The organism is Cupriavidus sp. DF5525, assembly GCF_040149425.2.
Lineage (GTDB): Bacteria > Pseudomonadota > Gammaproteobacteria > Burkholderiales > Burkholderiaceae > Cupriavidus > Cupriavidus pickettii_A.
In genome coordinates, this window is the sequence record NZ_CP168265.1 from 4,284,331 (window position 1) to 4,304,726 (window position 20,396).

The 20,396-nt window shown below is 67.9% G+C and carries 15 protein-coding genes and 1 pseudogene; 13 read left to right on the forward strand and 3 right to left on the reverse strand.

Features of this window, described 5'->3' with window-relative positions; translation table 11 throughout:
- Positions 1-14: 14 nt before the first annotated feature.
- From gspL to gspF, 7 genes are all read left to right on the forward strand, one after another.
- Positions 15-1,475 carry a type II secretion system protein GspL gene (gene gspL / locus ABNX08_RS20060; protein ID WP_022536897.1) on the forward strand — a complete coding sequence of 487 codons (1,461 nt, stop codon included), beginning with the start codon at positions 15-17 and terminating at the stop codon, positions 1,473-1,475.
- 306 nt (positions 1,476-1,781) lie between these two features.
- Entirely contained in the window at positions 1,782-3,182 is a 1,401-nt protein-coding gene (gene iscB, locus ABNX08_RS20065) for an RNA-guided endonuclease IscB (protein WP_022533665.1), read from the forward strand.
- Entirely contained in the window at positions 3,182-3,799 is a 618-nt protein-coding gene (locus tag ABNX08_RS20070) for a type II secretion system protein M (protein ID WP_022536898.1), read from the forward strand. Before iscB ends, ABNX08_RS20070 begins: the two co-directional genes overlap by 1 nt.
- Positions 3,799-4,617 carry a type II secretion system protein N gene (locus tag ABNX08_RS20075; RefSeq protein WP_022536899.1) on the forward strand — a complete coding sequence of 273 codons (819 nt, stop codon included), beginning with the start codon at positions 3,799-3,801 and terminating at the stop codon, positions 4,615-4,617. The genes ABNX08_RS20070 and ABNX08_RS20075 overlap by 1 nt, the downstream gene beginning before the upstream one ends.
- Before the next feature lie 34 nt (positions 4,618-4,651).
- Entirely contained in the window at positions 4,652-7,102 is a 2,451-nt protein-coding gene (gspD, locus tag ABNX08_RS20080; protein ID WP_022536900.1) for a type II secretion system secretin GspD, read from the forward strand.
- 8 nt (positions 7,103-7,110) lie between these two features.
- Entirely contained in the window at positions 7,111-8,643 is a 1,533-nt protein-coding gene (gene gspE / locus ABNX08_RS20085; RefSeq protein WP_022536901.1) for a type II secretion system ATPase GspE, read from the forward strand.
- Between the two features lie 14 nt (positions 8,644-8,657).
- Positions 8,658-9,875, forward strand: coding sequence for a type II secretion system inner membrane protein GspF (gene gspF, locus ABNX08_RS20090; RefSeq protein WP_349609757.1), 1,218 nt, complete (start codon positions 8,658-8,660; stop codon positions 9,873-9,875).
- 66 nt (positions 9,876-9,941) lie between these two features.
- Here gspF and ABNX08_RS20095 read toward each other — a convergent pair whose 3' ends face one another.
- Positions 9,942-11,258 (reverse strand): NYN domain-containing protein, encoded by a 1,317-nt coding sequence (locus ABNX08_RS20095; RefSeq protein ID WP_349609756.1) that lies wholly within the window; start codon positions 11,256-11,258, stop codon positions 9,942-9,944.
- A gap of 338 nt (positions 11,259-11,596) precedes the next feature.
- On the opposite strand from ABNX08_RS20095, the gene ABNX08_RS20100 reads away from it, so the two are divergent.
- Complete coding sequence (locus ABNX08_RS20100) at positions 11,597-15,190, forward strand: indolepyruvate ferredoxin oxidoreductase family protein (protein WP_349609754.1); 3,594 nt, start codon at positions 11,597-11,599, stop codon at positions 15,188-15,190.
- 55 nt (positions 15,191-15,245) lie between these two features.
- On the opposite strand, the gene ABNX08_RS20105 is transcribed toward ABNX08_RS20100, so the two are convergent.
- The gene (locus ABNX08_RS20105) at positions 15,246-15,857 is read right to left on the reverse strand and encodes an HD domain-containing protein (protein ID WP_022536905.1); all 612 of its coding nucleotides are present in this window, start codon (positions 15,855-15,857) and stop codon (positions 15,246-15,248) included.
- Between the two features lie 139 nt (positions 15,858-15,996).
- Between ABNX08_RS20105 and ABNX08_RS20110 the strand changes: the two are divergent.
- The 3 genes and pseudogenes from ABNX08_RS20110 to ABNX08_RS20120 all read left to right on the forward strand — a co-directional run bounded on the left by ABNX08_RS20110 (position 15,997) and on the right by ABNX08_RS20120 (position 17,226).
- Positions 15,997-16,417, forward strand: a pseudogene (locus ABNX08_RS20110) (GNAT family acetyltransferase).
- A 31-nt stretch (positions 16,418-16,448) separates the two neighbouring features.
- Positions 16,449-16,799 (forward strand): GFA family protein, encoded by a 351-nt coding sequence (locus ABNX08_RS20115; protein ID WP_022536907.1) that lies wholly within the window; start codon positions 16,449-16,451, stop codon positions 16,797-16,799.
- A gap of 7 nt (positions 16,800-16,806) precedes the next feature.
- Positions 16,807-17,226 (forward strand): VOC family protein, encoded by a 420-nt coding sequence (locus tag ABNX08_RS20120; protein ID WP_041681631.1) that lies wholly within the window; start codon positions 16,807-16,809, stop codon positions 17,224-17,226.
- 179 nt (positions 17,227-17,405) lie between these two features.
- On the opposite strand, the gene tnpA is transcribed toward ABNX08_RS20120, so the two are convergent.
- Positions 17,406-17,819: an IS200/IS605 family transposase gene (tnpA, locus tag ABNX08_RS20125; RefSeq protein ID WP_374063612.1), complete on the reverse strand. Its 414-nt coding sequence runs from the start codon at positions 17,817-17,819 to the stop codon at positions 17,406-17,408.
- Between the two features lie 22 nt (positions 17,820-17,841).
- On the opposite strand from tnpA, the gene ABNX08_RS20130 reads away from it, so the two are divergent.
- Together ABNX08_RS20130 and ABNX08_RS20135 are read left to right on the forward strand one after the other, a co-directional pair.
- Positions 17,842-19,065 (forward strand): RNA-guided endonuclease InsQ/TnpB family protein, encoded by a 1,224-nt coding sequence (locus ABNX08_RS20130; RefSeq protein WP_374063629.1) that lies wholly within the window; start codon positions 17,842-17,844, stop codon positions 19,063-19,065.
- Complete coding sequence (locus tag ABNX08_RS20135; RefSeq protein ID WP_022536910.1) at positions 19,053-20,393, forward strand: MFS transporter; 1,341 nt, start codon at positions 19,053-19,055, stop codon at positions 20,391-20,393. The genes ABNX08_RS20130 and ABNX08_RS20135 overlap by 13 nt, the downstream gene beginning before the upstream one ends.
- Positions 20,394-20,396 lie beyond the last annotated feature (3 nt).

Here is a 20,396-nt window from a genome sequence, read left to right on the forward strand (position 1 = left end):
AAAGCAAGGAAACCTTGAGCACCACCCTGTACGTCCGCCTGCCGCATCGGCCGCATGACCAGCCGCAACCGTGGCAGTTCGGCGCCCTGCCGTTCGCGCTGGTGCGCACGGCCGCCGCCGCGGCGGTCGGGTCCGCACGGCGCGGGGAGGCTCGCACGGCACCGGAAGTGTTGCGCGAAGGCCACGCCCGCATCGCCGAGCTGCCCGCGGCCGAGCGCCTGGTGCTGATCCTGGCCGCCAGCGACGTACTGCTGACCACCGCCAGCGTGCCGCCGCTACCGCCCGCGCGTTTGAAACTGGCACTGCCGAACCTGATCGAGGATGCGCTCGCCACCGACGCGCAGCCCTGCCATGTCGGCGTGGGGCCGGTGCTGGACGGCAGTGCCCCCGCGCGCGGCCCGCGCCGGCGGCTGCTGATGGTGGCCGACCGCGCCTGGCTGCGTGCCGTGCTCGACGCCTTTGCCGAACACCGCCATCGCCGCCGTCACGTGCTGGCCGCGCAATTGTGCATGCCGCTGGTCCCGCCGGAAGCCTCCCCGGCCGAGCCGTCGCTGGCGCCGGCCGCCGAAGCTGCGGCACCCGAGACCACGCCGGCGCAGCCGGCGACCCTGGTGGTCGAAGCCGCCGCAGGCGCTTTCGCGCAGAGTGGCGAGCTGCTGGACCCCGCCGCCGTTGCCGCCGCGCCGGCCGCACCAGCCCCGGCGCGCCAGTGGCAGCTGACCGTGCGCACCGGCGAGCATGCCGGCTACGGCCTGCTGCTGGGCGACGACGCGCTGGCCGCCTGGCAGGCCCTGGCGCCGGCGGGCACCTGGTACGCCGATGCCGAAGCCGCCGCCACCGCCCCGGTGCCCGAGCTGCGCCAAGCCTCCCGTACCGGCTGGCGCCTGTGGATCGAAGGCGCACAGGAATGCCTGCGCGAGCCGGCGCTGGACCTGGCGCAGTTCGAGTTCGCACAGGGCCGCGCCGACCGCTGGAACCTGGCCGCCTGGCGCTTGCCGCTGGCGCTGCTGGCCGGCATCGTGCTGGTGCAGGTGCTGGGCATGAATATCCACTGGCTGCTGCTGCGTCGCGAGCAGCAGCGCCTGGAAACCGCGCAGCTGCAGACGCTGCGCGGCACCTTCCCGCAGATCCAGACGGTGCTGGACGCGCCGCTGCAGATGCGCCGCGAGGTCGAGCAGCTGCGCACAGCCAGCGGGCGCAGCACGCCCGAGGACTTCCTGCCGCTGGCGGACCGCTTCGCCCAGGCCGCGCGCCGCCTGCCGCCCGACGCGCTGCAGGGGCTGGAATACCGCGGCCGCATGCTGTTGGTCACGCTCAAGCCGGGCACCGACATCGCCGGGCTGCGCGGCGCCGCACGCCAGGCCGGACTGCAAATGGAAGAGGACAAGACCGGCGGCGCAGTCAGTGGTACCGCCACCAGCGCGGGCAGCCCCGTGACGCCAGGCTCGCGCTGGGCCGTCAGGCCGGGCCTGTAAGGGCCCGACGAGCAAGCATGAACGCAGTCAACTACCCCGGCCTAAAGGCCGGAGCTTGAAAGGCAACTGACAAGCTCGGGTTGACCAGGCAAAGCGGTAGCCAATCCGCTACGTTGCGCGCAGGTGCAAGACCGACGTTGGGATGCTTCCTTAGTCCCAACCTCTCGAAGCCCCGGTTGCAGACAAGCGACAGGGTAAGCACGAAACGGATCGGGGCAGATCGCCGGTTCGCAACATTGCCGAAGGGAGACGCCCCGCAAGGGGCGCGTAACCAGGCCCGTAAGGGCACCTAGTAGGAGAGATTGCATGGCAGTCTTTGTGCTGGACAGGCACGGCAAGTCGCTCATGCCGTGCAGCGAGAAGCGGGCCCGCTTGCTGCTCGAGCGCGGGCGGGCTCGCGTGCATCGACTGGTGCCGTTCGCAATCCGGCTGACCGACCGGCGACTGGTGGACAGTGAGCTCCAGCCGCTGCGCCTCAAGCTCGATCCAGGCAGCAAGGAGACCGGTGTCGCCATCGTCCGCGAAATGGCTTCGCACGCCGGCGGCGCGCCAGACGCCTTCGTGCTTTCGCTGGCCGAGATCATCCACCGCGGCCGGCAGATCAACGAGGCACTTACTGCCCGACGCGCCATGCGGCGGGCCCGGCGCGGGCGCATGACGCGCTATCGCGCGGCCAGATTCGACAATCGTCGAAAGCCGGAAGGCTGGCTCGCGCCCAGCCTTCGTCACCGCGTCGAGACGACTGCGGCATGGGTGCGCCGCTTCCGCAAGCTTGCCCCAATCACCGCCCTCAGCATGGAATTGGTGCGCTTTGACATGCAGGCCATGGAAAACCCGGAGATCTCCGGCGTTGAGTACCAGCAAGGCACGCTCCTGGGCTACGAGGTCAAGGAGTACCTGCTGGCGAAGCTCGGCCGAACTTGCGCATATTGCGACGCAACGGATCGCCCCTTGGAGACTGAACACATTGTCGCCAAGGCCAAAGGCGGGTCCAACCGCGTTTCGAACCTGACGCTTGCGTGCCGGCCCTGCAACCAGAAGAAGGGGAACCTTCCATTAGAGGTCTTCCTGCGCAAGGACCCCGATCGCGCCAAGCGCATCCTGGCGCGCGCGAAAGCACCGCTGCGAAACGCCGCAGCCGTGAATGCAACTCGCTTCGCCCTGCTCAATGCCCTCAAATCCTTCGGGCTGCCGGTCGAAACCGGATCCGGCGGTCAGACGAAGTACAACCGGAGGCGTCTCGACATCCCAAAGTCGCATGCGCTAGACGCGGCCTGCGTTGGCAACGTGCATTCCGTCTGGCCCTGGCAACGGCCCATACTGCGCATCAAATGCGCCGGCCGCGGTAGTTATCAGCGCACTCGCGTTACCGCTCACGGCTTCCCGCGCGGTTATCTCATGCGCAGCAAACGCGTGTTCGGCTTTCAGACCGGCGACATGGTCAAGGCGGTGGTTCCCTCCGGGAAAAAGGCAGGTACGCATATTGGCCGGGTTGCCATCCGAGCAACCGGCTCTTTTAACATCCAAACCGTCGCTGGCGCCGTGCAGGGTATTTCCTACAAGCACTGCAATCTGCTCCAGCGCGGCGACGGGTATGGATATTTCTTCATAACGCCCACCACAAAGGAGAGCGAGACCAGGGGCGACGCTTCGCGTCGCGCGCTATCCCTCCCCGACCTGAAGGCCGAGGTTTCTCGCGCAAACTGATGAAAGACTCCGCCCGCAACCAGACGCCCCGCCCTCATGCCACGAATGGCCCTGCCCGGCCCGCCGCGACCTCCGCGCTGGGCGCGCGCCTGGCGCGGCTGCGCCCGTCGGTGCCGCAGGCCTGGCAAGACCGCTTCAACGCCTTCTGGTCGGCGCGCAACCCGCGCGAACAGGCGATCCTGGCCGGCGGCGGCGCCGTGCTGGTGCTGGTGATCGGCTACATGCTGCTGTGGGAGCCGGCCGCCGAGGGCCGCCAGCGCCTGGCGCGCAGCCTGCCGCAGATGCGCGCCGACCTGGCCGAAATGGAATCGCTGGCGCAGGAAGCACGCGGCCTGAAGGCCACGCCGGCGCCGTCGCTGCGCGGCGATGCGCTTACGCAGGCGCTGCAGGACAGCCTCGGCCAGCACGGCCTGAAGGCGAGCAGGCTCGCCGCCGGCGCCGACAACAGCGTGCAGGTGCAGCTGGACAAGGTACCCTTCGGCGCGGTCAGCGCCTGGCTGCAGGACGTGCGCCAGCAGCAGCGCATGAAGGTGATCGACGCCCGTATCGTCTACGTCGGCGCCACGGCGCTGGTCAATGTCAGTGCGACCCTGCAGGGTCCGGGCGGCCGCAGCTGATGGTACGGCTGGAAACGCTGCGGCTGCCGCGCCGCAAGCCGCGCCAGCCGGGCGCGTGGCGGCGGCTGCGCTGGCTCGGGATCGGGCTGGCCAGCGCCGCGGTGACCGTGGTGGCGATGCTACCGGCGACCTGGATCGCCGAGCGCGTCGCCACGCAGACGCAGGGACGGGTATTGCTGGCCGATGCCAGCGGCTCGGTGTGGCGTGGCAGCGCCACGCTGGCGCTGTCGGCCGGCACCGGCAGCCAGACCGCGACGGTGCTGCCCGGGCGGCTGCAATGGACGCTGGCTTTCTGGCCGCTGTTGACCGGCACCGCGCGCCTGGTGGTGAGCCACTCCGAGGCGATGGCCGCGCCGGTGGCCATCACCGTGACGCCGGGCGGCTGGACCGCGCAATCGGGCGCGATCCGCTTGCCGGCGTCGCTGCTCGAAGGCGTCGGCGCGCCGTTCAACACGCTGCGCCCGGACGGCCTGATGCGCCTGAACTGGTCCACGCTACAGGGGCGTTTCTCGGGCACGAACGGCAACGGCATGAGCGGCCATATGACACTGCGCATCGAGCAGGTGTCGTCGGCAATCAGCCGGCTGCGCCCGCTGGGCAGCTACCGCGCCGAGATCGACTGGGCCGGCGCGGGCGGCGGCAGGCTGCAACTGAGCACTATTGCCGGGCCGCTGCACCTGGAGGGCAGCGGCACGCTCGGCCGGCAGGCGCGCTTCGAGGGCACCGCGCACGCCGAACCCGAGGCGGCAACACAGCTGGCCAGCCTGCTGAGCCTGCTGGGACGACGAGACAACCATGTGACAAGGCTGCGCTTCTGATACCAGGCAGAAGCAGAAGTGCACGGAAATGACTATGAAAACCCACGCCATCCGACCTGTTTTCCAGACCGCCTGCGCCCGCGCGGTGGCCCTGCTGTGCGGGATCTCGCTGCTGGCGCCCGCGCCGCTGTGGGCCCAGCCCGCTGGTGCCGCAAACCCGCCGCCGCCACCAGACATCTCGCCGTCCAACCGCGATCAGGTGGTGCTGAACTTCGTCAACGCCGACCTCGATTCGGTGATCAAGGCGGTCGGCCAGGCCACCGGCAAGAACTTCGTGATCGACCCGCGCGTCAAGGGCACGGTGAACCTGGTCACCGAGCAACCGGTCTCGCGCGCGCAGGCGCTGCAGACGCTGGGCTCGGTGCTGCGCATGCAGGGCTATGCGATGGTCGAGAGCAATGGCTTCACCAAGGTCGTGCCTGAGGCCGACGCCAAGCTGCAGGGCTCGCCCACCGTGATCGGCCCCGGCGCAAGCCGCGGCGACCAGGTGGTGACGCAAGTGTTCCGGCTCAACTATGAATCGGCCAACAACCTGGTGCCGGTGCTGCGGCCGATGATCGCGCCCAACAACACGATCACCGCCTACCCGGCCAATAACACGCTGGTCATCACCGACTACGCCGACAACCTGCGCCGGCTGGCACGCATCATTGCCGCCGTCGATGCGCCGGCCTCGGGCGAGGTCGAGCTGGTGCCGCTCAAGCACGCACTCGCCAGCGATACCGCACTGGTACTGCAGAAGCTGATGGACCCCTCGGCCGCGGGCGCGGCCGGCGGCGCCGGCGCGCCCGGCATCGACAGCAGCCTGCGCACCACGGTGGTGGCCGAGCCGCGCAGCAACGCGCTGATGATCCGCGCCTCCAGCCGTGCGCGGCTGCAGCAGGCGCGCCAGCTGATCGAGAAGCTCGACCAGCCCTATGCGCGCCCCGGCAACATCTGGGTGGTGCCGCTGAAGAACGCCGATGCGGTCAAGCTGGCGGCGACGCTGCGCGCGATCGTCGCCGCGGACAGCAGCTTTACCACGGCCACCCAGCCCGGCGCCGCGGGCGCTGCCGCCGGTGGCATCGGCGGCGCCGCGGGGATGACCAGCGTCTCGACGCCGACCGGCTCGCAGTTCACCGGCGGCACCACCGGCACCCAGACCGGCATGCGCAGCGGCAACGGCGGCACGGGCGGCGGCGCCTATGGCAGCTCGGCCTTCGCCGCGTCGTTCGGCACCAGTACGCAGCCGACCACCGGCGGCATCATCCAGGCCGACCCGTCCACCAACTCGCTGATCATCACCGCCAGCGAGCCGGTCTACCGCAACCTGCGCGGCGTGATCGACGACCTGGACGCGCGCCGCGCGCAGGTCTACATCGAATCGATGATCGTCGAGGTGACCTCCACGCAGGCGAGCGAGCTGGGCATCCAGTGGCAGGGCCTGATCAGCTCGCCGGGCGGCAACAACAACGTCTTTGCCGGCACCAACTTCGGCTCCGGCGGCCAGAACATCCTGAACCTGACGCTGGCCGGCGCGCTGTTCGACACCAACCGCACCGCCGGCATCGCTGCCGCGCAATCGCTGGTGCCCGACGTGGGCGGCCTGAACCTGGGCATCGTCAACAAGGCCATGGGGCTGGGCGCGCTGCTGCGCGCACTCGGCACCAATGGCAGCGTCAACCTGCTGTCCACGCCGAACCTGATCACGCTGGAAAACGAGGAAGCCAAGATCCTGATCGGCCAGAACATCCCGATCACCACCGGCTCCTACGCGCAGACCGGCGGCGCGGCCTCGGTCACGCCGTTCCAGACCTTCGACCGCAAGGACGTGGGCATCACGCTGCGCGTCAAGCCGCAGATCACCGACGGCGGGCTGGTGAAGATGCAGATCTTCCAGGAGTCGTCGTCGGTGGTAGCGGGCACGCTCGCCCAGATCCAGGGCCCGACCACCAATGTGCGCTCGATCGAGACCAACGTGCTGGTCGATGACGGCCAGATCATCGTGCTGGGCGGCCTGATCGAGGACACGTACGGCGACGGCGTGCAGAAGGTGCCGCTGCTGGGCGACCTGCCGCTGATCGGCGGCCTGTTCCGCTATGAGAACAAGAACCGCGGCAAGACCAACCTGCTGGTGTTCCTGCGCCCGTATGTGATGCGCACGGCTGGCGCCGCCGACCGCCTGACGCAGGACCGGTACGACTACATGCGCGCGCAGCAGCAGGGCTTTGTTTCGCCTAACATCATGTTGCGCGAGCCGAACACGCCGATGCTGCCACCGGCCGATGCGCCGACCACGCCGTTCATCGACCCGCGCGCGAACGGGCCGGTTGCCGCCCCGCTGCCTCTGCCGCAGACGATTCCGCAAAATGCGCCGCAGCCAGGTGTCCCGGCGCAGCCTCAGCCCATCCAGCAACCAGCGACCGCACCGCAGCCGCTGAGCCAGCGTGGTGAATCCGCCACGCTGAACGCCGCGCAGCCGGCTACGCCGGCCCGCCAGAACTGAGCCCTGCCATGGCAAGCGAAGTCCAATCCGCTACCCCCGAGCCGCTCGAGCCGCCCTCGCCCATGGCCGCGCGGCTGGTCTCGTACGGCTTTGCGCGCGAGGCGCCGCTGCTGATCGCGCACCAGCGCGCCGACGGGCTGGAGGTGTGGGTCAGCCGCGCCACCTCGCCGACCGCGCTGGCCGAAGTGGCGCGCGTGCACGGCGCGCTGCGGCTGCGCGTGCTCGAGCCCGAGGCACTGGAACTCGCCATGGCCGATGCCTACAACCGCCAGGACGCCGGCAGCGCCGCGCAGGTGGTGGGCGAAGTGGAAGGCGAGGTCGACCTGTCGCGCCTGATGCAGGACATCCCGGCGGTGGAAGACCTGCTCGAGTCCGAGGACGACGCGCCGATCATCCGCATGATCAACGCGCTGCTGACGCAGGCCGCGCGCGAAAACGCGTCGGATATCCACATCGAGCCGTTCGAGTCGTCGTCGGTGGTGCGCTTCCGCGTGGACGGCACGCTGCGCGACGTGGTGCGGCCCAAGAAGGCGCTGCACGGCGCGCTGATCTCGCGCATCAAGATCATGGCGCAGCTCGATATCGCCGAGAAACGCCTGCCGCAGGACGGCCGCATCACGCTGCGCGTGGGCGGGCGGCCGGTGGACGTGCGCGTGTCGACGCTGCCGACCGGGCACGGCGAGCGCGCGGTGCTGCGCTTGCTGGACAAGGAAGCGGGCCGGCTGGACCTGGCCAAGCTCGGCATGGCGCCGGGCACGCTGCGCGGCTTCGATCACCTGATCAACCAGCCGCACGGCATCGTGCTGGTGACCGGGCCGACCGGCTCAGGCAAGACCACCACGCTGTACGCGGCGCTGTCGCGGCTGGACTCGCGCACCACCAACATCATGACGGTGGAAGACCCGATCGAGTACGACCTGGACGGCATCGGCCAGACCCAGGTCAACCCGCGCATCGACATGACCTTCGGCAAGGCCCTGCGCGCGATCCTGCGCCAGGACCCGGACGTGGTGATGATCGGCGAGATCCGCGACCTGGAGACCGCGCAGATCGCGGTGCAGGCCTCGCTGACCGGTCACCTGGTGCTGGCGACGCTGCACACCAACGACTCAGCCTCGGCGGTGACGCGTCTGGTCGACATGGGGATCGAGCCGTTCCTGCTGTCGTCGTCGCTGCTCGGGGTGCTGGCGCAGCGGCTGGTACGGCGCCTGTGCCAGCACTGCAAGCGCGAGGACATGATCGAAGTGACCGCCGCCGAAGCCGAGGCACTACAGGCGCAGGGCAAGCCGCTGCAGCGCGTCTGGCACCCGGTGGGCTGCGACAAGTGCGCCCAGTCGGGCTACCAGGGGCGCATGGGCGTCTATGAGCTGCTGACCGTCGATGACGAGATCCGCACCATGATCCACCGGCAGTCGCCCGAGTCCGAGATCAAGCACGCGGCGCTGGCGCGCGGCATGCACACCATGCGTGGCGATGCGCAGCGCTGGATCGACAGCGGCGCGACCTCGCTTGAGGAAGTGTTGCGCGTGACGCGCGACTGAGCGGAGCCGCCCGGATGCCAGCCTTCCGCTATGAAGCCGCCGACGCCACCGGCAAAACCGACCGCGGCGTGATCGAGGCCGACAGCCCGCGCCAGGCGCGCTCGCAGCTACGCGCGCGCGGGCTGACGCCGCTGACCGTCGATGCGCTGGCCGGCGCCGGCCTGGCGCCGCGCAGCGGCAGCCAGCTGTTCGCGCGCAAGCTGTCGACGCAGGAGCAGGCGCTGTTCACGCGCCAGCTGGCCAGCCTGATCGTGGCCGGGCTGCCGCTGGATGAGGCGCTGGGCGCACTGGCCGACCAGGCCGAGCGCCCCTACGTGCACGAACTGCTGGCCGGCATTCGCGCCGAGGTGATGGGCGGCAGCTCGCTGTCGGTGGCGCTGGCGCAGCATCCGCGCGATTTCCCCGACATCTACCGCGCGCTGGTTTCGGCCGGCGAGCACTCCGGCCACCTGGGGCTGGTGCTGGAGCGACTGGCGGGCTATATCGAGTCGCGCAACACGCTGGCCTCCAAGATCCGGCTCGCCTTCACCTACCCCGCAATCGTCACGGTGGTGGCGTTCGCGATCGTGATCTTCCTGCTCTCGTACGTGGTGCCGCAGGTAGTAAGCGTGTTCGCCAATACCAAGCAAAAGCTGCCGACGCTGACCATCATCATGCTGGCGCTGTCGGACTTTGTACGCAACTGGTGGTGGGCGGCGCTGGCGGTGATCGCGGTCGCGGTATTCGCGATCCGCAGCCTGCTGAAACAGCCCGCGGTGCGGCTGGAATGGGACCGCTGGCTGCTGACCGCGCCGCTGCTGGGCAAGCTGATCCGCGGCTACAACACCGCGCGCTTTGCCGGCACGCTGGCGATCCTGGTGTCGGCCGGCGTGCCGATCCTGCGCAGCCTGCAGGCCGCGGGCGAAACGCTGACCAACGAGGCGCTGCGCGCCAATGTGGAAGATGCCAACACGCGCGTGCGCGAAGGCGCATCGCTGGCGCGCGCGCTGGCCGCGCAGAACCAGTTCCCGCCGGTGCTGGTGCACCTGATCCGCTCCGGCGAGGCCACCGGCAACCTGCCGGTGATGCTGGACCGCGCCGCGCAGGGCGAGGCGCAGGAACTGGAACGGCGCACGCTGTTCCTGACCAGCCTGCTGGAGCCGCTGCTGATCCTGACCATGGGCGTGGTGGTGCTGCTGATCGTGCTGGCGGTGCTGATGCCGATCATCGAGATCAACCAGCTGGTGCGCTAAAGCAAAGCGCCGGCACAGGGCCGGCGCTTCTTGCGCTTGCGGCCGGCATTGCGCCGGCCTGCCATATCACTCGGCTTTCTCCTTCTTGCTCGGGCGCTTGCGCGTCTTCCGTGCCGGTGCCGGCGCGGGCGCCGCTTCGGCGGCCGCTTCCTGCCGGGGCTGCACCTCAGGCTGGGGCTCGATCTGCGCCGTCAGCACCGTCGTGCCCGGCGCAGCAAACACCGACTGGTCGATCGGCCACGGCGTTTCGCTCAGCGTCACATCCGGGCGGCGCGCGGCGCGCTTGCGCGCGGTGTGGCCCTTGGGGGCGGCCTCGGGCTGCGGCGCGGCCTCGACTACCGGGTCGGCGGCGGGATCCGGCTCGACCGCATCGGCGGCGACGAACGGCAGATCGGGCTCGGGTTCGCGGACCTGCACCGGCTCCGGTGCCGCCTCCGGCTGGGACATGACGGGCGCAGGCGGATCCGCGGGCACGGGCGCCGGTTGCGGCTGGCGGCGCGCTTCAGGCTGTGCCTGGGCCTGCTGGGCCGGGCGCTGCTGCTGCGACTGTTGCGGCTGGGATTGTTGCGGCTGGGATTGTTGCGGCTGCGGCTGGCCACGCCCGTCGCTCTCCCCGCCACCCTTGGAACGCTTCTTGAGCCGGATCCAGATGGTCTTGTTGTTGCCGCCGTTGCGGGTCTCGACCTCGAACAGGCCGGTGGCTGCCACCAGCTCGGAAAGCTTGCCGTAGCCGTAGTTGCGCGAGTCGAATTCCGGCGCCTGCTTGGCGATATGGTTGCCCATGCTGCCCAGCGTCAGCCAGCCGTCCTCGTCCGACACCGCCTGCGCCGCGTTCTGCAGCAGGCGCACCAGGCGCGAGTCCTGGCGCAGCTCGCCGGTGCTGCGCTTGCGCGTGGGCGCGGCGGCCTCGTCGGCCCCCTCCGTATCCGCATCGGCGCGCAGCACGTCCGAGTAGATGAACTTGTCGCAGGCGGTGACGAAGGGCTTGGGCGTCTTGCGCTCGCCGAACCCGTAGACGGTCAGCCCCTGCTCGCGGATGCGCGAGGCCAGCCGGGTGAAGTCGCTGTCGCTCGAGACGATGCAGAAGCCGTCGAAGCGCTCCGTGTACAGCAGGTCCATGGCGTCGATGATCATGGCGCTGTCGGTGGCGTTCTTGCCCACGGTGTAGCGGAACTGCTGGATCGGCTGGATCGAGTGCGACAACAGCCGCTCCTTCCAGCCGGCCAGGTTGGGCCGGGTCCAGTCGCCATAGATGCGCTTGACGGCGGCCACGCCGTACTTGGCAACCTCGGCCAGCAGGCCTTCGACGATGGCGGGCGCCGCGTTGTCGGCGTCGATCAGCACGGCCAGGGTCGCGGTGCCCTGGCGGGGGGAATTGGTCATGTTCAGGTATTCGCTGGTTTGCCCGTGCACAGGACAGGCAATCGGAAAGCAGGTTGCACCAGGCTGGCTGTGCAGATGTGGCGCATCGCAGACAGCCTGGCAGTGACGCGGGCCATCTCGATGCAACGCAGTGTACACGCGAACCCCTGTCCATACGGGAAATCACGGGCGCCACGGGCATGCTTTGTGCTGCATTGCAAGGTACCGCCAATTTTGTGGCGGTGCTACCATGCCGCGCAGAGACACGACCGCCCTACGCCTTCACAAGAGGCCACGAGGCGGTTGCCCACAACTGTAGGTGTCGGTGATCCCGACAGCACGCCCATAGAGGAGCACCTATGAATGCCCCCCTGACCCCTCCGGTCAGCGACGCCATCCGCCGCGCGCTCGAAAACGTTTCCCTCGAAGACAAATACACGCTGGAGCGTGGCCGCATCTATATCAGCGGCACGCAGGCCCTGGTACGCCTGCCGATGCTCCAGCAGGAACGCGACCGCGCTGCCGGCCTGAACACCGCCGGTTTTATCTCCGGCTACCGGGGCTCGCCACTGGGCGCGCTGGACCTGTCGCTGTGGAAGGCCAAGAAGCACCTCGCCGCGCACAACATCGTGTTCCAGGCCGGCCTCAACGAGGACCTGGCCGCGACCTCGGTGTGGGGGTCGCAGCAGGTGAACATGTATCCGGACGCCAAGTTCGATGGCGTGTTCGGCATGTGGTACGGCAAGGGGCCGGGCGTGGACCGCACCGGTGACGTGTTCAAGCACGCCAACTCGGCAGGATCGTCGAAGCACGGCGGCGTGCTGGTGCTGGCCGGTGACGACCATTCGGCCAAGTCCTCGACGCTGGCGCACCAGTCGGAGCACATCTTCAAGGCCTGCGGCCTGCCGGTGCTGTATCCGTCGAACGTGCAGGAGTACCTGGACTACGGCCTGCACGGCTGGGCCATGAGCCGCTACTCCGGCCTATGGGTGGCGATGAAATGCGTGACCGACGTGGTGGAATCGTCGGCCTCGGTGGAACTGGATCCGCACCGCGTGCAGATCGTGCTGCCGGACGACTTCATCATGCCGCAGGGCGGCCTGAACATCCGCTGGCCGGACCCGCCGCTGGAACAGGAAGCACGCCTGCTCGACTACAAGTGGTACGCAGGCCTGGCCTATGTGCGCGCCAACAAGATCGACCGCATCGAGATCGATTCGCCGCATGCGCGCTTCGGCATCATGACCGGCGGCAAGGCCTACCTCGACACACGCCAGGCGCTGGCCGACCTGGGCCTGGACGATGCCACCTGCTCGCAAATCGGCATCCGTCTGTACAAGGTGGGCTGCGTGTGGCCGCTGGAAGCGCACGGCGCGCGCGCCTTTGCCGAGGGCCTGCAGGAAATCCTGGTGGTCGAAGAGAAGCGCCAGATCATGGAGTACGCGCTCAAGGAAGAGCTGTACAACTGGCGCGACGATGTGCGCCCCAAGGTCTACGGCAAGTTCGACGAGAAGGACAACGCGGGCGGCGAATGGTCGATCCCGCAAAGCAACTGGCTGCTGCCGGCGCACTATGAGCTGTCGCCGGCGATCATCGCCAAGGCCATTGCCACCCGGCTGGACAAATTCGAGCTGCCGATGGACGTGCGCGCGCGCATCACCGCGCGCCTGGCGATCATCGAGGCCAAGGAGAAGGCGCTGGCCACGCCGCGCGTGACCGCCGAGCGCAAGCCGTGGTTCTGCTCGGGCTGCCCGCACAACACCTCGACCAATGTTCCCGAAGGCTCGCGCGCGCTGGCCGGCATCGGCTGTCATTACATGACAGTGTGGATGGACCGCAATACCAGCACCTTCAGCCAGATGGGCGGCGAAGGCGTGGCGTGGATCGGCCAGGCACCGTTCGCGGGCGACAAGCACGTGTTCGCCAACCTGGGCGACGGCACCTACTTCCACTCCGGGCTGCTGGCGATCCGCGCGTCGATCGCGGCGAACGTCAACATCACCTACAAGATCCTGTACAACGACGCGGTGGCGATGACCGGCGGCCAGCCGGTGGACGGCCAGCTCTCAGTGCGGGACATCGCCTGGCAGGTGCATAGCGAAGGCGCGAAGAAGATCGTCATCGTCAGCGACCAGCCGGAGAAGTTCAACGGCGCGATCAAGCTGCCCGAGGGCATCACCATCTATCACCGCGACCAGCTCGACCGCGTGCAGCGCGAACTGCGTGAAGTGCCGGGCTGCTCCATCCTGCTCTACGACCAGACCTGCGCCACCGAAAAGCGCCGGCGCCGCAAGCGCGGCACGATGGAGGACCCGCAACGCCGCGCCTTTATCAACGATGCGGTGTGCGAAGGCTGCGGCGACTGCTCGGTCAAGTCCAACTGCCTGTCGGTGGAACCGCTGGAAACTGAATTCGGCACCAAGCGCCAGATCAACCAGTCGTCCTGCAACAAGGACTTCTCGTGCGTGAACGGCTTCTGCCCGAGCTTTGTCACGGCCGAAGGCGCGCAGGTGCGCAAGCCCGAGCAGCACGGCGTGTCGATTGGCAGCCTGCCCGCGCTGCCTGAGCCGGAACTGCCGCCGATCCGCCGTGCCTACGGCATTCTCGTAACCGGCGTGGGCGGCACCGGCGTGGTGACCATCGGCGGGCTGCTCGGCATGGCTGCGCACCTGGAGAACAAGGGCGTCACCGTGCTCGACATGGCGGGCCTGGCGCAGAAAGGCGGCGCGGTGCTGTCGCACGTGCAGCTGGCCGCGCGCCCGGACGACCTGCATGCCACGCGCATCGCGATGGGCGAGGCGGACCTGGTGATCGGCTGCGATGCGATCGTGTCGGCCACCGACGAGGTCATCTCCAAGACCCAGGCGGGCCGCACCCGCGCCGTGGTCAACACCGCGCAGACGCCGACGGCGGATTTCATCAAGAACCCGAAGTGGCAGTTCCCCGGCCTGTCGGCCGAGCAGGACGTGCGCACCGCCGTGGGCGAGAAGTGCGAGTTCATCAACGCCTCGGGTCTCGCCGTGGCGCTGCTGGGCGACGCGATCTACACCAACCCGCTGGTGCTCGGCTATGCCTGGCAGAAGGGCTGGATCCCGCTGACGCTGCAAGCGCTGGAGCGCGCCATCGAGCTGAACGGCGTGGCTGTCGAGAAGAACAAGGCCGCATTCGACTGGGGCCGCCATATGGCGCACGACCCCGAGCACGTGCTGTCGCTGACCGGCAAGCTGAAGAACACCGCGGAAGGCGCGGAAGTGGTCAAGATGCCGACTTCGAGCGGCGCGATGCTGGAGAAGCTGATCGCCCGGCGCATGGAGCATCTGGCGGCCTACCAGGATGCCGCGTACGCACGCACCTACCGCGAAGCCATCGACCGCGTGCGCGTGGCCGAAAGCGCGCTGGCTGGCAGCGGCAAGTCGCTACCGCTGACGGAGGCCGCGGCACGCAACCTGGCCAAGCTGATGGCGTACAAGGACGAGTACGAGGTGGCACGGCTCTACACCGACCCTGTCTTCCTCGACAAGCTGCGTGCCCAGTTCGAGGGCGAGCCGGGCAAGGACTACCAGCTCAATTTCTGGCTGGCGCCGCCGATCAGCGCCAAGCGCGACGACAAGGGCCACCTGGTCAAGCGCAAGTTCGGTCCCTCGACGATGAAGCTGTTCCGCGTGCTGGCGAAGATGAAGGGGCTGCGCGGCGGGATGTTCGATGTCTTCGGCAAGACCGAGGAGCGCCGCATGGAACGCGCCCTGATCGGCGAGTATCGTGCGCTGCTGGACGAACTGGTTGCGGGCCTGAGCCTGGCCAACTATGACACCGCGGTAACGCTGGCGAACCTGCCGGACGATATCCGCGGCTTCGGCCACGTGAAGGAGAACAACCTGAAGGCAGTACGCGGGCGCTGGGCGAAGTTGCTCGAGCAGTTCCGGCATCCGGAGACGGCGCAGCGCGCTGCCTGACCGGCGCCGCATCCCCCAACGGCCTCGCTTTGCATGAAGCGAGGCCGTTGTGCTTTCAGGGCTGTGCGAGCGTCGCTTCGCCAGGTTTCACATACATCGAATTCTTCGGCTGCGACAGCACGCGCCGCACCATCGGCTCGAAGAACGACAGCGGCAACGTGTCGTAGTCCGTCATGAAGGCCGCGGCATCATACTTGCGGCAGAACTCCGCGGTGCGCTCGAACAGTTCGGGCTGGCTGCGGTACTGCTCGCGCAGGTTGCGGTCCAGGCCCAGGTGGTGGAAGAAGTAGTAGCCCTGGAATACGCCATGCTTTTCCACCATCCACAGGTTCTCGGCGCTGACGAAGGGCTTGAGGATGGCAGCGGCGATATCGGGATGGTTAAAGCTTCCGAGCGTATCCCCGATATCGTGCAGCAGCGCGCAGACCACGTACTCCTCGTCCTGCCCGTCGCGGTGCGCAAGCGTCGCGGTCTGCAGCGAATGCGTCAGCCGGTCCACCGGAAAGCCGCCGCAATCGCCGTCGAGCAGGCGCAGGTGCGCCAGCACGCGATCCGGCAGGGCCTGCGCGAAGGGCATGAACTCGGCGGAGATGGCCGCCCAGTCCTCGCGGGTGCCTTGCTCCATGTGGCTGAAAGTGGCGCGTGCAGGCGCGTGGGTGTCGCTCATGCTGGTCTCCTTTGTGGGGGCGTGCGCGGTGGCCGCCATCATCGGTTATGCAATTGTTCCGGGGCATTGTGGCATCCGCAGCAGGGCTACACTGTCAAAAAGCCAACAATGTGCGCGTATTGCAGCGCACCACAGCACTATGCTGATCCGCCCTTTCCGCACCGAAGACGAAGACACGATCGTTGCCCTGTGGCAGGCATGCGGCCTGACGCGCCCCGTGGAACGACCCGCATCGCGATATCGCGCGCAAACTGACCGAGCAGCCGGAGCTGTTCCTGGTGGGCGAACTCGGCGGCCAGCCGGTGGCCTCCGCCATGGTGGGGTTCGACGGGCATCGCGGCTGGGTCTACTATCTGGCAATACACCCCGAGCTGCAGGGCAAGGGTTACGGACGCATGCTGATGGCGCATGCCGAACAGCTGCTGGTCAAACGGGGCTGCCCCAAGATCAACCTGCTGGTGCGCGCGGGCAATCGCGCGGTGATCGATTTCTACGACCAGCTGGGCTACGCGCCCGACGAGGCGGTCAGTCTTGGCAAACGGCTGATCCCGGATATCTAGCAGCCGAGACAGGCTGACGAAAGGAGACGACATGACCTTCCACGGAAGCTGCCACTGCGGCGCGATCGCATTCGAGGTCGAAGCCGACAGCATCCCCAGCGTGATCCGATGCAACTGCTCGATCTGCCGCCGCCGCGGCCACCTGCTGTGGTTCGTGCCGCGCGCGAGCTTCAAGCTCGAGACGCCCGAGAGCAACGCCTCCACCTATCGCTTCAACACCATGAAGATCGCGCACCGCTTCTGCCCGGTCTGTGGCTGCGGCCCGTATGCGGACGGCCAGGACAAGGACGGCAAGCCGATGGCCGGGGTCAATGTGCGCTGCCTGGACAATGTGGACCTGGACAGCCTGAAGATCATCGACTATGACGGCCTGCACCACTGACGCCGCCATGTTCCGCATCCTCGGCATCGATCACCTGGTACTGCGCAGCGCCGACGTGGAGGCGCTGCGGCGCTTCTATGTCGACGTGCTGGGCTGCAGCGTGGAGCGCGAACAGACGGACCTGGGCCTGACGCAGCTGCGCGCGGGCAATGCGCTGATCGACCTGGTCTCGCTCGACGGCCCGCTGGGCCGTGCCGGCGGCGCGGGTCCCGGCGCGGAAGGGCGCAACCTCGACCACTTCTGCGTGCGCATCGACCCGTTCGATGCCGGCGCGCTGCGCGCCTGGCTGGCGCAGCACGGCGTGCAGACGGGAGAGGTGGCGCAGCGCTTCGGCGCCGAGGGCAAAGGGCCGTCGCTCTATGTGCAGGACCCGGACGGCAACGTCGTCGAACTGAAAGGACCGCCCACACCGGTGACCGCACAGTAACGCGCGCGTCCCACCGCACGGCGCGTGCAGGATCGCTACAATTTCCGGCTGGCCCCACGCGCCGCCACCATGGCGATCTCCCCCCCCCGGGCCCGCCATGACCCAGTGCGCGGCAAGCCCCGCCATTCATGGTGGGGAAGGATAGCGCGGACGGCGTAGCCGTCCTTGCTGTTGGTTTTTCAGTGTGGGGTCTGCTGTTGTTCGATGTACTGGCGCACGATGGCGATCGGTGCGCCGCCACAGGATGATGCGAAGTAGGAAGGCGACCACAGCACGCCCTTCCAGTAGCGTTTCTGGATGTCGGGTCTTTCCTTGCGCAGCAGGCGGCTGGACACGCCCTTGAGGCTGTTCACCAGATTCGACACCGCGACCTTTGGCGGGTACTCCACCAGCAGGTGAACGTGATCGTCCTCGCCGTCCATCTCGATCAAGTTCGCCTCGAAGTCGGCGCATACCTTGTCGAAGATGGCGTGCAGCCGTTTGATGGCGTCGCCGTCGAACACTCTGCGGCGGTATTTCGCCACGAAGACCAAATGGACGTGCATCTTGAAAACACAGTGTCTTCCGTGTCTAATATCGTTGTCATCGCTCATAGGCCAAGAGTATGATTGAGCCATGCAGCGACTTCAAGCCTACAAGTACGAACTGATGCCGACCGGCGAGCAGCAACGCAACATGCGTCGCTTTTCTGGTTCGTGCCGGTTCGTCTTCAACAAGGCACTGGCGTTGCAGAAGGCTCGTTACGAGCAAGGCGAGAAGAAGCACGGCTACGCCGGACTGTGCAAGCTGCTCACCGAGTGGCGCAACAGCACGGAAACCGCATGGCTGGCCGATGCGCCGGTTCATCCGCTGCAACAGACGCTCAAAGATTTGGAGCGGGCCTACGGCAACTTCTTTGCCAAGCGGGCCGACTTTCCGCGCTTCAAGAAGAAGGGCCGGGGCGACAGTTTCCGCTATCCCGACCCCAAGCAAATCAAGCTCGACCAGGCCAGCAGCCGCCTGTTTTTGCCCAAGCTGGGCTGGCTACGATACCGCAACAGCCGGAAGGTGCTGGGGGTGGTGAAGAACGTCACAGTCAGGCAGTCCTGCGGCAAGTGGTTCGTGTCGATCCAGACCGAGCGTGAGGTCGAACAGCCGGTGGCACAGGCCGCGAGCGCGGTTGGCATCGACATGGGTGTTGCCCGGTTCGCCACGCTTTCGGACGGGACGTTCTACGCCCCGCTCAATAGTTTCAAGCGGCAAGAGGCCGCGCTGCGCAAAGCGCAGCAGGCGATGAGCCGCAAACAGAAGTTCAGCAGCAACTGGAAGAAGGCGAAAGCCCGCGTCCAGCGCATCCATTCCCGCATCGGCAATGCCCGCCGAGACTACCTCCACAAGTGCTCCACCACGATCAGCCAAAACCACGCGATGGTGTGTATCGAGGACTTGCAGGTACGGAACATGTCCAGGTCGGCGGCAGGCAGCACCGAACAGCCGGGCAAGCAGGTTCAGGCCAAGTCCGGCCTGAACAAGGCCATCCTCGATCAAGGCTGGTTCGAGTTCCGCCGCCAACTGGACTACAAGCTGGCTTGGAACGGTGGTTATCTCATCGCCGTGCCACCGCAGAACACGAGCCGCACCTGTCCGTGCTGCGGCCATGTCTCGGCAGACAACCGCCAGACGCAAGCCCGGTTCGAGTGCGTGGAATGCGGTTTCGAGGAAAATGCCGATGTGGTCGGCGCGATCAATGTTCTAAGGGCGGGACACGCCCGGTTAGCCTGTGAAGTGAACGCTGCGGTAACGGCGTCAGCAGCAGGAACCCACCGAAGCGACTCAGGGGCGGCTCAATGCCGCGTCTGAGCGCCGTAGGAATCTCCGGCCTTCAGGTCGGGGAGGATGTCAAAACACTAGAAGCCAGCTCCGACGCGGACGCCGCCAACGCCAAAACTGACGCCAGCCCGGCACGCTCCGGACCCGCGCACCCCGCCACGCCGCCGCGCCGGCTGGTCTGGATCCTCGGCCTGACCGAGACCATCTCCTGGGGCACGCTGTTCTTCGCCTTCACCGTCTTTATCGACCCGATGATCCGCAGCCTGGGCTGGTCCAAGCCCTTCCTGGCGGGCGGCTATTCGCTCGGGCTGCTGGTGTGGGCGATGTGCTCGTTCGCGGTCGGACGGCTGCTGGACCGTGCGCCGGCGCGCAGGGTGATGGGCGCGGGCTCGGTGCTGGCGGGGCTGGGCCTGCTGCTGTGGGCGTGGACGCCCTCGCAAGCCATGTTCCTGCTGATGTGGGTGCCGATCGGGCTGGCCATGGCCACCACGCTGTACGAACCCGCCTTCGTGGTGCTGCGCCAGGCCTATGGCGACCAGTACCAGAAGCCCATCATGGTGGTCACGCTGATGGCCGGCTTCGCCAGCACGATCTTCGTGCCGCTGGCGCAATGGCTGGTGATTCATCTCGGCTGGCGCCCGACGCTGGTCGGCTTTGCCATGCTGAACCTGCTGGTCTGCGCGCCGCTGCACGCACGCATGCGCTACGCGCTGCACCCGACCTACACCGGCATGACCCCGTCCGACGGCGAGCCCAGCAGCGATGGCATCGCGCGCACCACGCTGCGCCAGCCGGTGTTCTGGGCGGTGGTGCTGGCCTTCACCGCCACCGCGGTGGTCGCTTCGCTGCTGGGCGCGCACCTGATCCCGATGCTGACCGAGAAGGGCCTGCCGGTGGCGCAGCAGCTGGTGGTGGCGGCGCTGATCGGCCCCGCGCAGGTGGTGGGCCGCATGCTGATGATGCGCGCTGCGGTGCGGCACCCGGTGCGGCTGTCGCTACCGGTCTATGTGCTGATGGTCGCCGGGCTGCTGTGCTTTGCCCTGGGGCAAGGTGCCTGGCTGATGGTGGCCGCGGTGCTCTACGGCTGCGCCAACGGCGTCAACACCATGCTGCGCGCGATGGCCATGCCCGAGCTGATCTCGCGCCATCACTACGCCACGCTCAATGGGCTGATGATGACGCCGGTGCTGCTGATGCAGGCGGCCGCGCCTTGGCTGGGCGCGCTGCTGTGGCGCGCCGCGAGCGGCTACTGGCTGATGCTGTGGGTGATGGTGGCGCTGGCGCTGGGCGCGCTGCTGGCCTTCGGCTATGCGCTGCACCGGCGCGGGCTGCTGCGAATGGATCGCGCCGCACGCTAGCGC